The 14,410-nt window shown below is 72.0% G+C and carries 11 protein-coding genes; 6 read left to right on the top strand and 5 right to left on the bottom strand.

What is annotated here, in order from left to right; all coding sequences use genetic code 11:
- Positions 1-62: 62 nt before the first annotated feature.
- Both ACFVST_RS06985 and ACFVST_RS06980 read left to right on the top strand, forming a co-directional pair.
- Positions 63-584, top strand: a complete 522-nt coding sequence (locus ACFVST_RS06985) for a hypothetical protein (protein WP_390147636.1) — start codon at positions 63-65, stop codon at positions 582-584.
- A gap of 68 nt (positions 585-652) precedes the next feature.
- The gene (locus ACFVST_RS06980) at positions 653-1,582 is read left to right on the top strand and encodes a hypothetical protein (protein WP_390147634.1); all 930 of its coding nucleotides are present in this window, start codon (positions 653-655) and stop codon (positions 1,580-1,582) included.
- A gap of 201 nt (positions 1,583-1,783) precedes the next feature.
- On the opposite strand, the gene snpA is transcribed toward ACFVST_RS06980, so the two are convergent.
- Positions 1,784-2,485, bottom strand: a complete 702-nt coding sequence (snpA, locus tag ACFVST_RS06975; RefSeq protein WP_390147632.1) for a snapalysin — start codon at positions 2,483-2,485, stop codon at positions 1,784-1,786.
- Between the two features lie 188 nt (positions 2,486-2,673).
- Between snpA and ACFVST_RS06970 the strand changes: the two genes are divergently transcribed.
- The 3 genes from ACFVST_RS06970 (at position 2,674) to metG (ending at position 7,332) form a co-directional block, all read left to right on the top strand.
- A complete protein-coding gene (locus ACFVST_RS06970; protein WP_390147630.1) occupies positions 2,674-3,723 on the top strand; it encodes a LysR family transcriptional regulator in 1,050 nt (349 codons plus the stop codon).
- Positions 3,724-3,921: 198 nt separating this feature from the next.
- Complete coding sequence (locus tag ACFVST_RS06965) at positions 3,922-5,592, top strand: VWA domain-containing protein (protein WP_390147628.1); 1,671 nt, start codon at positions 3,922-3,924, stop codon at positions 5,590-5,592.
- Positions 5,593-5,709: 117 nt separating this feature from the next.
- The gene (gene metG, locus ACFVST_RS06960; protein ID WP_390147626.1) at positions 5,710-7,332 is read left to right on the top strand and encodes a methionine--tRNA ligase; all 1,623 of its coding nucleotides are present in this window, start codon (positions 5,710-5,712) and stop codon (positions 7,330-7,332) included.
- Positions 7,333-7,434: 102 nt separating this feature from the next.
- Here the strand turns inward: metG and aspS are convergent, their stop codons facing one another.
- Positions 7,435-9,243 carry an aspartate--tRNA ligase gene (gene aspS, locus ACFVST_RS06955; RefSeq protein WP_390147624.1) on the bottom strand — a complete coding sequence of 603 codons (1,809 nt, stop codon included), beginning with the start codon at positions 9,241-9,243 and terminating at the stop codon, positions 7,435-7,437.
- A 145-nt stretch (positions 9,244-9,388) separates the two neighbouring features.
- On the opposite strand from aspS, the gene ACFVST_RS06950 reads away from it, so the two are divergent.
- Positions 9,389-11,566: a SpoIIE family protein phosphatase gene (locus ACFVST_RS06950; RefSeq protein ID WP_390147622.1), complete on the top strand. Its 2,178-nt coding sequence runs from the start codon at positions 9,389-9,391 to the stop codon at positions 11,564-11,566.
- 5 nt (positions 11,567-11,571) lie between these two features.
- Here ACFVST_RS06950 and ACFVST_RS06945 read toward each other — a convergent pair whose 3' ends face one another.
- The 3 genes from ACFVST_RS06945 to ACFVST_RS06935 all read right to left on the bottom strand — a co-directional run bounded on the left by ACFVST_RS06945 (position 11,572) and on the right by ACFVST_RS06935 (position 14,327).
- On the bottom strand, positions 11,572-12,588 hold the full coding sequence (locus ACFVST_RS06945) for an AI-2E family transporter (RefSeq protein ID WP_390147721.1): 1,017 nt from the start codon (positions 12,586-12,588) through the stop codon (positions 11,572-11,574).
- 176 nt (positions 12,589-12,764) lie between these two features.
- On the bottom strand, positions 12,765-13,721 hold the full coding sequence (locus ACFVST_RS06940; RefSeq protein ID WP_390147620.1) for a pirin family protein: 957 nt from the start codon (positions 13,719-13,721) through the stop codon (positions 12,765-12,767).
- A gap of 135 nt (positions 13,722-13,856) precedes the next feature.
- Entirely contained in the window at positions 13,857-14,327 is a 471-nt protein-coding gene (locus tag ACFVST_RS06935; RefSeq protein WP_390147618.1) for an SseB family protein, read from the bottom strand.
- Positions 14,328-14,410: the final 83 nt, after the last annotated feature.

Here is a 14,410-nt window from a genome sequence, read left to right as displayed (position 1 = left end):
GGGGAACCCGGGGGCCGTACCCCGCTCGGAGTCGCGGCGGGGCGAGGAGAGAGGAGCCCCTCATGGCCCACGCGGCACCCGCCCCGCGCACCCGCCGTCCGCACACCGCCGGGGGCACCCGGCCCGGGCCGGCCGCGGTGCTGCTGCCGTTCCTGATCGGTGTCTCCTACGGCTTCTGGACCGCCGCCGTGGAGCGCGACGCCCACGCCATCACCACCGCCAACTGGGTCCTCGGCCTGGTCAGCGGCATCGCGCTGGCCGTGCTCCTGTTCGCGCTGCACCTCGTCTCGCCCCGCCTGCACAGCGGGCCCCGCGCACTGGCCTGGGCGTCCCTCGCCGGGATCGCCATGGGCTGGATCCACAGCCTGTCCAACACCAGCCTGCTGTGGAACGTGCTCCTCTCCCTGATCGTGGCGTTCGGCGTCTATGTCGCGGTGTACTACCACTCGTACATGACGACGGCCGACGCCGACGAGGCCGCCACCGCACGGCCCGCCCTGGCAGCAGCGGCCCGCGACCGGGAGCGCGCCCGGGAAGCGGTCGCCGGGCGGGAAGCGGCACCGCGGCTGGAGAACCGTCCGTGACCCGGCGGTAGCCCTCTGATGCACGCCCCCGAATCGCGGAGCGCGGTCCGGGGGCCTTGCCTGGAGGGGTGCCCCCCGACCCGGCCCACGGCCCGCCCGCCGTGCGCGCCCGCAGCGTCCTGGCGGCGGTGTGCCTCACCGTCGCCTGCTGCCTGCTGCCCCTGGGCGCCCTCTCGGCCTGGGTGACGTACGAGATCGCGGACACCGACCGCTATGTGGCCGCGATGGCGCCGCTCGCCTCGGAACCCGCGGTCCGGGGCGCCGTCACCGACGCGGTCACCGCGGGGATCGCGCCCGAGCTGGAGCCGGGCCCGCACCGGCAGCGCACCGAGGAGTTCGTCCGGCAGGCGGTGCGCTCCTTCACCGGCACCGACACCTACCGCACCGCCTGGACCACCGCCAACCGCGCCGCGCACGACGTGGTGCGGAGCGCCCTGACCGAACACGGCGGCGGCGACGGCGCGGTCCGTGTCGACCTGGCGCCCGTCACCGAGCAGGTCAAACGCCGGCTGCTGGCGGACGGGGTGCCCTTCGCGGAGCGCATCCCCGTCGAGCACACCCACATCACCGTGCTGCGCCCGCGTGAATTCGCCGGGCTGCGAAAGGGGTTCCACATGTTGCAGGCCCTCGGCCCCTGGCTGCCGGTGGCGGCCGTCGTCTTCGCCGTCGGGGGCATCCTGCTGTCGCTGCGGCGGCGGCGCGCGGTGGCGGCGACCGCGCTCGGTATGGCGCTCGGCGCGGTGCTGCTGGCGGGCGCCGTCTCGGTGGGCCGCCGGCTGGCCCTGTCGGATCTGCCGCCCGATGTGTCCCGGGCCGCGGCCGGTTCGGTCTACGACGCGCTGACCGACCCGCTGCTGACCACGGCCTGGGTGATCGCCGCGGCCGGTCTCACGGTGGCCGCCGCGACCTGGTGCGCGGGACATGCCGCACGACGGCACCGCGACCGGCGGGCCGAGCGGGCCGCGGCCACCCCGGATCCGATGCGCGCACACTTCTGACCCGGGCTTCCTGGTGGCCGCGGCCGGCCACCCCCGCACCGCCCGTCGGCTCGGCGGTGCGGAGTCCTGGTACGCCGGCCCGGACGGCCGGCATGGAGCCGGCCTTTCCCGCCGCCCGGGTCCGGTGGGGCGACCCGCTGGGCGGGTGCGGCACCGGGTGGGGGGTGGCAGACGGGAAAGGCCGGAGCAGGTGGGGCGGATTCAGTGCGCGGGGTGCGCCGCACGCACTTCGGCCACCGCCTTCTTCAGCCCGTTGACCCACAACTGGTCGACCTGGGCACGTTCGTTGGCGTCGGGCTGGCTGTTGGTGCAGGACGGGCCGGGTCCGCCGCCGGACATCAACTCGCTGCACGGACCCTCGTAGTGGTCCGGCAGACCCAGCACATGACCGGTCTCATGGGTGGTGACGCGCACCGAGTCGTACTGCTGGTTCTGCGCGTGGTCGAGGAAGATGTAGCCGCCGCCGTGCCCGTCCGTGGAGGCGTACGAGCCGCGGGGGTCGTCGCCCTCGTAGTACGCGAAGTCGCCGCCGCCGGCGGAGGCTTGGAGTTTCACATGGGAGACGGCGCTGTTCCAGATCTGCGCGGCGCCCGCTATCTGGGAGGCGAAGCTAGGTGCGCCCGAGGGGTCGTAGGTGACGGTGACCGTCTTGAGACCGGGGTGCGCCGCCCGCTTCTCCACCACGGACTTCAGTACCGCTTCGAAGAACGCCCTGTTGGCCTGGGCACTCTCACCGGAGCCCGCGTACTCTCCGGATCCCTGTGCGTAGCCCTGCCGTTGGCCCGCGTCGGGGACCGGGGTCTGCGCGGAGGCGGGTACGGCGGTGCCGAGCGCGGCGGTGGCCAGGCCGAGGCCGAGCGCGAGGGACAGCAGCCGTTTGGGCTTCTTCGCAGACGAGTGCATGGGTGGGGCTCCTTATCGTTCCGGCGTGGGGTGGAGAACGATCGGTTACTGAGGAGTATGGGGAGCCCACCAGCCCGGCGGATGATGGCAGTTGGGGATAGCAGCGCCCTATCACCACTCAACTCATGCTGGTTCATGGCCATTTAACCGCCTGGTGCCGAGGCCGTCAGCAGCCTTACCCTCGGGCCATGGAGCTGGAGGTGAGGCATCTGCGGGTGCTGTGCGCCATCGCCGACACGGGCAGCCTGCACAAGGCGGCACGCGAACTCGGTATGGCCCAGCCCTCGTTGAGCACTCAGCTACGCCGTATCGAGCACTCCCTGGGCGGCCAGTTGTTCGCCCGGGAACGCACCGGCTGCCGCCCCACCCCGCTCGGCCACGCCGTCCTCAGCCGCGCCCGGCCCCTGATCGCGGAACTCTCCGACCTGGTCTCCGACACCCGGGCCGCGGCCGCCCGCGCCACCGCCGGCGTCCAACTGCGCATCGGCGCCACCGCGAGCCGCGCCCTGCCCGGCTGGCTGCGCAGACTCCGCGCCCGCCCACCGCGCACCGAACCCACCCTCCAGACCGATGTGTCGGCCAACTCCCTGCTGCGGATGGTGGACGGCGGGCAGCTCGACCTCGCCTTCGTACACGAGGTGGAGGGCAGCCCGCTGCGGGTGCCGCACAAGCTGCGCACCCGGGTCCTGATGGAGCGCGAACCGCAGTTCGTCTCCCTCCCCGCGGACCATCCGGCCGCCGCCCGCCCGCAGGTGCGGCTCGCCGAACTCGCCGGGCACCGCTGGATGATCGACTCCACCGTGGACGGCGAGTGGGAGGCCCTCACCCGGGTCCTGCGCGCCGCCGGAATCGAACCGGAACTGCTGCACGGCGACTACCTCACCGCCTTCTCCCTGGTCGCCACCGGCGAGGTGGTCACCGTCATCCAGCCCACCTCGCACCCCCGCCCCGAACTCGCGATCCGCCCCATGGACGGCGACCCGATCGGCGTCCGCCTTCTGCTCGCCGCCCGCAGCGAGGCCGAACTCGACGCGGCCTACGGGGAGTTGGCGGAGGCGTACTGGGAGGTGGCGCGGGCCTCACCGGTCTACCGGGACTGGCTGGAACGCCGCCCCGGGTCCGTCCCCGCCGTCCACATCCCGTCCCGGGGCCCCCGGGCCTGCGCCGCCAAGGCCGTCCAGGACCGGGTCCCGCGCCGCCCCGGCCGCGGCCGGGGCGGACGCGCACCGGCGGCGTAGACAGCGGTCGGGACGGCCGGGGGGAACGGTCTCCACCCCCGTCCGGAGGGGCGAGTCGGCGCACCCGGGGGGCGCGCGGGTGCGTACAGGGCCGGTACGGCGATGGACCCTTCCGAAGATCACTCCCAGTGGCGGCTAACCTTACGTGTCCGCCCTGGCCAGGGATCAGCGGAACAACTCACGCTAAGGATTGCGTAGATGGGCATTCTCAGTCGCCTACGGGATGCGTTCGAACGGTCGCGCAAGGGCCGCGGCAACTCACCGGACGACCCCTCCGTGCCCCAGGCGCGGGACGAGGCGGCACCCGTCCCCGCCGACGCCGCGGAGCCCGGCCCGGCGGAGACCGACGCCCGGCCCACCGCGGCGGAGCGCGCACTCTCCGCCGAGGCGGTCGTACCGGCACCCGCCTCCGAGCCCAAGCCGGCCGACGCCACGGGGCGCGTACCCGGCCCCTCCCGCGAGCAGGACCCGCTGCGCAAGCCGGCCCACGACGACCATGAACTCGTCACCGCCGCCTTCGACCGCGTCACGGTCCCCAAGCCGACGGACCCCACCACCCGCCCCGAACCCACCAGGCCCACCCCACGCCCCGCCCCGGAACCGGAATCCGCCCTGGAACCGGAACCGGAACCGGAGCTGGAACCCGGCGCCGGCAACACACCCGCCAAGCCGGAGGCAGAGCCGGTGACCGAGGCGAAGGCGGAAGCAGGCGCGGCGCCCGAGACGGTGACCGAGCCGGAGCCCGAGGTCGAGTCGGAGGCCGTCGCCACGGAGACGGTGATCAGGGCGACCGTCACCCTGCCCGAAGCCGAGCCGACGCCGGAGCCCACGGCAGCGACGGTGACCGAGCCGACCGCGACGGCCGAGCCGGAAGCCGTGGAACCGGAAGCCGTCGAGCCCGAGCCGGCCACCACGGAGGCCGAGGAGGCAGAGGCCGAGACCGCCGCCAAGGCGGAGCCGGAGCCCGTCAAGACCGAAGCCGCCGAGACCACACCGGCGCCGAAGGCCGAAGCGGAAGCCACACGGGAGGTGGAAGCGGAAGCCACACCGGAACCGGAAGCCGTGCCGGAAGCGGAAGCCGTACCGGAGCCGGAGCCCACGCCCACCGAGACCGCCCCCGCAGAGGCGGAGCCCGCTCCCGCGGAACCGGAGCCCGTCTCCGCCGAGGCAGAGCCCGCCGAGGCGGAGGCCGAGACCGCCGCCGAGCGCCCCGCCGTGTCCGGGGCCAAGGTGAAGGGGCGGGCGCCCGGTCTGGCCGCCGCGTACAAGGCGGCCGGGGCCACGCTCCGGAAGCAGGACCTCACCGGCACCCGGGCCAGGGTCTACCTGGTGCTGGACCGCTCCGGCTCGATGCGCCCGTACTACAAGGACGGGTCGGCGCAGAGCCTCGGGGAGCAGGTGCTGGCGCTCGCCGCGCATCTCGACACCGAGGCCACCGTGCGGGTCGTCTTCTTCTCCACCGAGATCGACGGCAGCGGCGAGCTGACCCTCGACTCCCATGAGGGCCGGATCGACGAACTGCACGCCGCCTGCGGCCGGATGGGGCGCACCAGCTACCACCGTGCCGTCGAGGAGGTCGTGGCCGACTACGAGAAGTCCGGCGCCACCGGCCCCGCCCTGGTGGTGTTCCAGACCGACGGCCCGCCCGACACCCGCGGCCCGGCCACCGAGGCGCTCGCCGCCGCGGCCCGGCTCCCGCTGTTCTTCCAGTTCGTGGCGTTCGGCGCGCAGGACGCCAAGGGCTTCGACTATCTGCGGAAGCTGACCGCCGAGAACGCGGCCTTCTTCCACGCCGGCCCCACCCCGCGCGAGCTGACCGACGCCGAGCTGTACGAGGGCCTGCTCGGCACCTGGCGGCCCCGCCCCTGAGCACCGCCTGAGCACCATCCCAGCCCGCCACGGCCGGGCCCCGCACCCCGGGGCCCGGCCGTGCGCCGTCGGTAACCGAGGTGAGTGGATCTTCCGCGGGCCAGTAGGATTTCGACCATGGCGGCCACTGGATCCGAGAAGCAGAGCGGGACGACGTACTACGTCAGCACCCCCATCTATTACGTGAACGACGCTCCTCACCTGGGCCACGCCTATACGACCGTCGCAGGCGACGTGCTCACGCGCTGGCACCGTCAGCGTGGCGAGAAGGTGTGGTACCTCACCGGCACGGACGAGCACGGTCAGAAGATCATGCGCACCGCGGAGGCGAACGGGGTCACCCCGCAGGAGTGGTGCGACAAGCTGGTCGAGGAGTCCTGGAAGCCCCTCTGGGAGCATCTGGACATCGCCAACGACGACTTCATCCGCACCACCGAGAAGCGCCACACCGACCGGGTGCAGGAGTTCGTCCAGGACCTGTACGACAAGGGCGAGATCTACCAGGGCGGTTACGAGGGCCCGTACTGCGTGGGCTGCGAGGAGTACAAGCTGCCCGGCGATCTGATCGACGGCGTGGCGGGCACCGAGTTCGCCGGCCAGAAGCTGTGCGCCGTGCACAAGAAGCCGGTGGAGATCCTCAAGGAGGAGAACTACTTCTTCAAGCTGAGCGAGTACGGCCCCAGGCTGCTGGAGTTCTACGAGGCGAACCCGGGCTTCGTCCAGCCGGAGTCCGCGCGCAACGAGGTGGTCAACTTCGTCCGCCAGGGCCTCCAGGACCTCTCGATCTCCCGCTCCACCTTCGACTGGGGCGTCAAGGTCCCCTGGGACGAGAAGCACGTCATCTATGTGTGGATCGACGCCCTGCTCAACTACGCCACCGCCGTCGGCTACGGCGCGGACCAGGCGAAGTTCGACCAGACCTTCCCGGCCGATGTGCACCTCGTCGGCAAGGACATCCTCCGGTTCCACGCGATCATCTGGCCGGCCATGCTGATGGCCAACGGCCTGCCGCTCCCCGGCAGGGTCGCCGCCAACGGCTGGCTGATGGTCGGCGGCGAGAAGATGTCCAAGTCGAATCTGACCGGTATCAAGCCGCAGGACCTCACCTCGCACTTCGGCGTCGACGCCTACCGCTGGTACTTCCTGCGCGCCATCGCCTTCGGCCAGGACGGCTCCTTCTCCTGGGAGGACTTCTCCGCCCGCTACACCAGCGAACTCGCCAACGACTACGGCAATCTGGCCTCCCGGGTGGCGGCCATGGTCGGCAAGTACTTCGGCGGCGAACTGCCGGCGGCCACCGCCGACGGCGAGGCGGAGCAGGCGATCAAGGACGGCCTGGCCAGGGCGGTCACCGAAGCCGACCGCAGGATCGGGGAGGAGCTGGACTTCCAGGGCGGCATCCTCGCCGTCTTCGACTTCGTGAAGCAGGTCAACGGCTACATCACGGAGCAGGAGCCGTGGAAGGTCGCCAAGGACGACTCCGCCGAGGGCAGGGCCCGGCTGGCGACCATCCTCTACACGGCGGCCGAGTCGCTGCGTGCGGTGGCCATCCTGCTGAACCCGGTGATGCCGGAGACCTCGCAGAAGCTGTGGGACTCGCTCGGTGCGGAAGCGGCCCTCGGTGCCCTGGCCGAGCAGCCCATCCACTCCGCGGCCGCCTGGGGCACCCTCCCCGCCGGCAGCACCGTCACCAAGGGCGCCGTCCTCTTCCCCCGCCTGGAAGAGAAGGCCGCCAACTGACCATCCCTGCCTCGGCGTTGACCGGGGCGGGCGGAACGCGACAACCCCCGGTCACCACTTGGTGACCGGGGGTTGTTTCACGTGAAACGCGGGGGCGGCGGATTACTCCGGGCGGACCGCCTTGTCCACTCGCTCGGCCGCCGCGGTCTTCGCCGCCACCGGCTTGCGCAACTGGATGTTGAGCTCCCGCAGCCGGGCCTCGTCCAGTTCGGTGGGGGCGCCCATCATCAGGTCCTGGGCGTTGCCGTTGAGGGGGAAGGCGATGGTCTCGCGGATGTTCGGCTCGTCGGCGAGGAGCATCACGATGCGGTCGACGCCGGGGGCGATGCCGCCGTGCGGCGGGGCGCCGAAGCGGAACGCGCGCAGCATCCCCGCGAACTCGTGCTCCACGGTGTCCCGGTCGTAGCCCGCGATCTCGAAGGCCTTGAGCATGATCTCCGGCTCATGGTTCCGGATGGCGCCGGAGGACAGCTCCACACCGTTGCAGACGATGTCGTACTGCCAGGCCAGGATGTCCAGCGGGTCCTTCTCCAGGAGGTCCTGCATCCCGGCCTGGGGCATGGAGAACGGGTTGTGCGAGAAGTCGATCCGGCCGGTCTCCTCGTCCTTCTCGTACATCGGGAAGTCCACGATCCAGCAGAAGCGGAAGACGTCCTCCTCGAAGTGGCCGGCGCGCTTGGCGGCCTCGACGCGGACCGCGCCCATGATCTTCGAGACCTCGTCGTACTCGCCGGCGCCGAAGAACACCGCGTGGCCGGGGGCCAGGGCGAGCCGCTTGGTCAGCTCGGCGACGTTCTCCTCGGTGAGGAACTTGGCGATCGGGCCGGTCAGCGAACCGTCCTCGGCGACCCGCACCCAGGCCAGGCCCTTGGCGCCCTGCTCCACCGCGTACTCGCCGAGCTGGTCGAAGAACTTCCGCGGCTGCCCGGAGACATCCGGCACCGGCAGCGCCCGTACATGCTTGCCGGCGAAGGCCTTGAACCCGGAGTCCGCGAAGACATCGGTGAGGTCGACCAGCTCCAGCTTGGCCCGCAGATCCGGCTTGTCCGAGCCGTACTTGGCCATCGCCTCGCGGAACGGGATGCGGGGGAACGGCGAGGTGACGTGGCGGCCGCCGCCGAACTCCTCGAACAGCTCCGTCATCAGCTTCTCGATGGGCCGGAAGACGTCCTCCTGCTCGACGAAGGACATCTCCACATCGAGCTGGTAGAACTCGCCCGGCGAGCGGTCCGCGCGGGCGTCCTCGTCGCGGAAGCAGGGCGCGATCTGGAAGTACCGGTCGAAGCCGGAGATCATCAGCAACTGCTTGAACTGCTGCGGGGCCTGCGGCAGGGCGTAGAACTTGCCCGGGTTCAGCCGGGAGGGCACCACGAAGTCGCGGGCGCCCTCGGGGGAGGTGGCGGTGAGAATCGGCGTCGCCATCTCGTTGAAGCCGAGCGCGACCATCTTGGAGCGGATCGAGGCGATCACCGCACTGCGCAGCATGATGTTGCGGTGCATCCGCTCGCGGCGCAGGTCGAGGAAGCGGTACTCCAGGCGGCGTTCCTCGTTGACGCCGTCCTCGGTGTTGATGGTGAAGGGCAGCGGGCCGGCCTCGCCGAGCACCTCGACCTCGGCGGCCTCGATCTCCACCTCGCCGGTGGGCAGCTCCGTGTTGACGTTCTCGGCGCCGCGGGAGACGACCTTGCCGTCGATCCGGACCACGGTCTCCTTGGAGAGCTTGTCCAGGGTCTCGGCGGCGGCGGTGCCGGGGCGGCCGACGAGCTGGGTGATGCCATGGTGGTCGCGGAGATCGATGAAGAGGATGCCGCCCAGGTCTCGGCGATTGTGCAGCCAGCCGCTCAGCCGGACGTCACTGCCGACGTCAGAGGCGCGGAGCTCGCCGCAGGTGTGGGACCTGTACCGATGCATCGTCGTTCATCCAGTCTTCGCGTCAGAGGTCGGTGACCGTGGGTGGGTGGTGCGGGAGAGACCCGTCAAGGTTACCGTCAGCGCCGGGATCGCCTGCCGGATTGTTCGGTGGCGGCTCTCCGGAGCCGCTTCCTACAGTGGGACGATGCGCACCGACGATCCCAGCCGGCCCGCCGAGGAGTTCTCCTTGCCGCCGCTGGCGGCGATCCTCGGCGATCTCGCCATCGGCGTATGGCGGTGGGACTCGGGCACCGGCCGGATCCATCTCGACGCGGAGGCGGCCCGGCTGTGCGGTCTGCCGGCCCACGGCCAGTCCCTCACCGAGGCCGCGATGCGCGCCTGCTTCCACCCGGTCGACTGGGGCGAGATCGACGATGTGCTGCAACTCGCCCTGGTCGAAGGCACCCTCGCCGAGGCCCGGCTGCGGGTGCTGGACGGCCGGCGCCGGCAGATCCGCGTGGTCCGCACCCGTTGCCGACCGGTGGCGGGCGCGAACTACGAGGACGGCTACGAGCTGTTCGGCACCTTCCAGGAGGTCACCCAGCCGGGCCCGGACGCGGCGGCCCCCACCCCCGTCATCGGTGACTGGCACCGCTCCCGGGAGGCGTTCCTGCTGGACGCGGGGCGGGCGCTGGCGGAGGCGGCGTCCACGGAGGAGGTGCTGAGGGTCGCCGCCGGGCTGTCCATGCCGGGGTTCTCGCCGGACGGTCTGGCGGTCTTCGGGGTGCAGGGCGAGCGGCTGACGGTGATCGGCCACCGCGGGCAGAGCGCGGACGACCTGGCGCTGTTCAGCGACTTCACGGTGGCGGACCGCTATCCGGCGGCGGAGGTGATGCGCAGCGGCCGCGCCGTCTACCTGAACTCCCGGGCCGAGTACCAGCGGCGTTTCCCGGAGAGCTGGCCGCTGATCAGCCGTTATCCGCGGCAGTCCTGGGCGTATCTGCCGCTGGCCGTGGGCGGCCGCACCCTGGGCGCCTGGATGGCGTCCTTCGCGTACCCGGTCGCGTTCACCCCCGATGAGCGGTCTGTACTGGCCACCGTGGCGCGGATGCTGGCGCAGGCGCTGTCCCGGGCGGGCGCCGCCGAGTCGGAGCGCGAGCTGTCCGACGGTTTGCAGCGCTCCATGCTGCCGACGCTCGGCCCCCGTATCCCGGGCATGAGCGCCGCCGCCCGCTATGTGCCGACCGGGGGCGGCCTCCAGGTCGGCGGCGACTGGTACGACATGATTCCGCTGCCCTCCGGCCGGTTCGCGCTGGTCATCGGGGATGTGCAGGGTCACGATGTGCGGGCCGCGGGCCTGATGGGGCAGTTGCGGATCGCGCTGCGTGCCTATGCCTCGGAGGGCCACCCCCCGGACGCGGTACTGGCCCGCGCCGGGCGCTTCCTCGCCGGTATGGCGGACTCCGTGGTGCAGGGCTCCTCCGACGGCGGCCCGGCCGGCGCGACCGCCCCCGATCCGGACGACACCCGCTTCGCCACCTGCCTGTATGTGGAGGTCGACCCGGGCAGCGGGGTGCTGGAGATAGCGCGGGCCGGCCATCCGGAGCCGGCGATCCGGCTGGCGGACGGGACGGTGGTGCTGCGGCCGACGGCGGGCGGGCTGCCGCTGGGGGTGGATCCGGACACGGACTATCCGACGACGAGTTTCCAGTTGGATCCGGGCGAGACCCTGCTGATGTGCACCGACGGTCTGATCGAGACCGGCGGCCACGATCTGGAGACCGGCTGGCTCCGGATCCGGGAGGTCTTCCAGGAGCATGGCGCGGACGATCTGGAGGAGCTGGCCGACTCCCTGGTGCAGGCGGTGCACGGGCCGTCCTCGCACCACTTCACCGGGCCGCTCGCCGATCGCCGGGAGGACGACATCGCGGTCCTGCTGCTCAGCCGGACCGCGCCCCGCCGTCCCGTCTCCGGTGCCCGTCGGATCGCGCTGACCGTCGCCCAGGACGACCCGGAGCGGGTGGCGGGGGCCCGCCAGCAGGTGCGGGAGCTGCTGCATGACTGGGCCGACGGGGAGCAGGTCGACTCGGCCGTACTGCTGGTGTCGGAGGCGCTGACCAATGTGCTGGTGCACACCGACGAGGACGCGCTGCTGGTGGCCGAGGTGACGCTGACCGGGGCCGAGGAGCACGAGCGGGGGCGGCGGCTGCGGGTGGAGGTGGCGGACGGCAGTGATGAGCTGCCGCACAAGCGCCGCCCCGGGGAGCTGGCCTCCTCGGGCCGCGGTCTGATCCTCACCGAACTCCTCGCCGACACCTGGGGCGTGGCCCCACAGGGCGAGGGCAAGTGCATCTGGTTCGAGCTGGCGGAGCGGGAGGGCTGAGCGGCTCAGACGCGGGTGCGGAGTTCGGCGATCACTCCGAAGGCCGCCGCGGTGAGCGGGACGGCGAGGAGCAGACCGAGAATTCCGGCGACGGAGGCCCCGGCGGTGAGCGCGAGCAGGACGACCGCGGGATGCATCTGGACGGTGCGGCTCTGGATCACCGGCTGGAGCACATGCCCCTCCAGTACCTGTACGGCGAGCACCACGCCCAGGGCCCAGAGCGCGATGGCGAACCCGCGGTCGGCCAGCGCCACCAGGACCGCGACCGCGCCGGAGACGAACGCCCCGAGGTAGGGGATGTAGGCGCCGACGAAGACCAGGGCGCCGAGGCCGACGGCGCCCGGTACCCGCAGGATGAGCAGGCCGATGGTGATGCAGAGGGCGTCGATGAGGGCGATGACGGTGGTGCCGCGCATAAAGCCCTCCACGGCGCGGAAGGCGCGGCGGGCCATGGCCTCCAGGGTCTCGCCGGTGCGCCCGGGGGCGACCGAGCGCAGGGCGCGTACGGCGTGCGGGGCGTCGCGGAGGAAGAAGAAGACCAGCAGCAGGGCGAGGACGGCGGCGGCGATGGTCTCGCCGACGACGCTGATGCCGCTGATCACTCCGGAGGCAGCGGTACCGCCGAACTTGCCCAGTAGCTCACGGGAGTTGGACGCCAGATCGTCGAGGGAGGTGCCGGCCGCGCCGAAGTGCACACTGAGGGATTTCGCGGCGTGCCGCAGCGAGGAGATGATCTGGTCACCGGTGTCCACCAGGGCCCGCACCACGATGTAGGTGGCGCCGCCGACCACGGCCACCACGGCGGCACAGGTGAGGCCCGCGGCGAGGGAGCGGTGGACGTGGACCGCGATCAGCCGCCGGTACAGGGGCCGCAGCAGTGCGGTGCCGAGGAGGGCGAGCAGAAGCGGGGTGACGGCGGTCTTGAGAACGACGCAGAGCCAGACGCCGAGACCGAGGACCCCGGCCACCAGCAGGATCGCCCCGCACCAGGCCGCGGTACGCAGGACCGCCTCCGGCAGCAGGGGCCGGCCCGCGTTCCCGGTCGGGAGCGGAGCGGCGGAAGCCCCCGGTCCGCCGGGACCTGACGGGGGTTCGGGGGTCGGGGGCTCGGGCGGAGGGGAGGGTTGCGGCACCCTGCCACCCGATCACGCGGGGGGCCGGCCGGCACTCCGGCGGCCCCCGCGCGGGTGACGGGCTGTCACATGCCGTGCACGGCGGGGATGGTGCCGAGCCGGCCCTTCTGGAAGTCGTCGAAGGCCTGTTGCAGTTCTTCCCGGGTGTTCATGACGAACGGCCCGTAGTGCGCCATCGGTTCGCGGATGGGGCGGCCGCCGAGGAGGGCGACCTCCAGGTCCGGGGTGTGGGCGTCCTGGGTCTCGTCGGCGCGGATGGTGAGCGAGGAGCCGGTGCCGAAGACGGCGGTCTGCCCGGTGTGCACGGGCCGCCGGTCGGGGCCCGCGGTGCCGCGCCCGGCGAGGACGTAGGCGAGGCCGTTGAAGTCGGACCGCCAGGGCAGGGTGACCTCGGCGCCGGGGCGGACGGTGGCGTGGATCATGGTGATCGGGGTGTGGGTGATGCCGGGGCCGTCGTGGCCGTCGAGTTCACCGGCGATGACGCGCAGCAGGGCGCCGCCGTCGGTGGTGGTCAGCAACTGCACCTGGCCGCCGCGGATGTCCTGGTAGCGGGGGGCCTTCATCTTGTCGGCGGCGGGGAGGTTGACCCAGAGCTGGAGGCCGTGGAACAGGCCGCCGGAGACGACGAGTTCCTCCGGCGGGGCCTCGATGTGGAGCAGGCCGCTGCCGGCCGTCATCCACTGGGTGTCGCCGTTGGTGATGGTGCCGCCGCCACCGTTGGAGTCCTGGTGCACGAAGGTGCCGTCGATGATGTAGGTGACGGTCTCGAAGCCGCGGTGCGGGTGCCAGGGGGTGCCCTTGGGCTCGCCGGGCGCGTACTCCACCTCGCCCATCTGGTCCATCATGATGAACGGGTCGAGGTGCCGGTAGTCGATGCCGGCGAAGGCGCGGCGTACCGGGAAGCCCTCGCCCTCGTAGCCCTGCGGTGCGGTGGTCACGGTGAGCACCGGGCGCGGCAGGGCGTCCGTGCGTGCTGCCACGCGGGGCAGGGTCAGCGGGTTCTCAACGGTTACTGCGGGCATGGTCGCCACCTCCTGCGTCGACTTTAGTTGAAAGTAGAACTTTCGGCTACCCCCGCAGCAACGAAGAGCGCCCGCAGGACATTCCCTGCGGGCGCCGAGAGAGGAAAAAGCCGGGAGAGAGGAAACGAGGAGGGCTCAGCCGTACATGCGGCGCATCGCGAAGTCGACCATCTGCTCCACGGCCTTGGCGTCGAAGACCATCCGGTGCTCGCCCTCCATGTCGAGGACGAAGCCGTACCCGGTGGGCAGCAGGTCGATGACCTCGGCGCCGGTGATCACGAAGTACTTGGACTCCTTGCCCGCGTACCGGCGCAGCTCCTTGAGGGAGGTGAACATCGGGATGACCGGCTGCTGGGTGTTGTGCAGGGCAAGGAAGCCCGGGTTGTCGCCGCGGGGGCAGTAGACCTTGGCGGTGGCGAAGATCTGCTGGAAGTCCTCGGCGGCGAGGGCGCCCGTGGTGAAGGCACGCACGGCCTCCGCCAGCGACGGCGGCGACGGCTCCGGATAGAGCGGCGGCGGCTGCCCGTATCCACCGGGCGGCTGCGGCGGCGGCTGGGGTGCCGCATACCCCTGCCCGGCGCCCGGGTTCTGGTCGTAGCCGTACATGCGCGCAAGGGTACCGAGGCTCGGGGGGCCGCGTAGGCCTGCTCACACTCTGGGCTGCGGGGGTTGCTCTTATTACCGGCGGG

It is taken from the genome of Streptomyces sp. NPDC058045 (assembly GCF_042885635.1).
Lineage (GTDB): Bacteria > Actinomycetota > Actinomycetes > Streptomycetales > Streptomycetaceae > Streptomyces.
Note: the sequence above shows the minus strand (reverse complement) of the source record. Positions and strands in the feature narration are given on the sequence as shown.

Excerpts from the sequence above, each read along its gene's own strand:
- ACFVST_RS06985 (WP_390147636.1), top strand. The coding sequence starts at position 63 with ATGGCCCACGCGGCACCCGCCCCGCGCACCCGCCGTCCGCACACCGCC.
- snpA (WP_390147632.1), bottom strand. The coding sequence starts at position 2,485 with ATGCACTCGTCTGCGAAGAAGCCCAAACGGCTGCTGTCCCTCGCGCTC.
- ACFVST_RS06970 (WP_390147630.1), top strand. The coding sequence starts at position 2,674 with ATGGAGCTGGAGGTGAGGCATCTGCGGGTGCTGTGCGCCATCGCCGAC.
- ACFVST_RS06965 (WP_390147628.1), top strand. The coding sequence starts at position 3,922 with ATGGGCATTCTCAGTCGCCTACGGGATGCGTTCGAACGGTCGCGCAAG.
- metG (WP_390147626.1), top strand. The coding sequence starts at position 5,710 with ATGGCGGCCACTGGATCCGAGAAGCAGAGCGGGACGACGTACTACGTC.
- aspS (WP_390147624.1), bottom strand. The coding sequence starts at position 9,243 with ATGCATCGGTACAGGTCCCACACCTGCGGCGAGCTCCGCGCCTCTGAC.
- ACFVST_RS06950 (WP_390147622.1), top strand. The coding sequence starts at position 9,389 with ATGCGCACCGACGATCCCAGCCGGCCCGCCGAGGAGTTCTCCTTGCCG.
- ACFVST_RS06940 (WP_390147620.1), bottom strand. The coding sequence starts at position 13,721 with ATGCCCGCAGTAACCGTTGAGAACCCGCTGACCCTGCCCCGCGTGGCA.
- ACFVST_RS06935 (WP_390147618.1), bottom strand. The coding sequence starts at position 14,327 with ATGTACGGCTACGACCAGAACCCGGGCGCCGGGCAGGGGTATGCGGCA.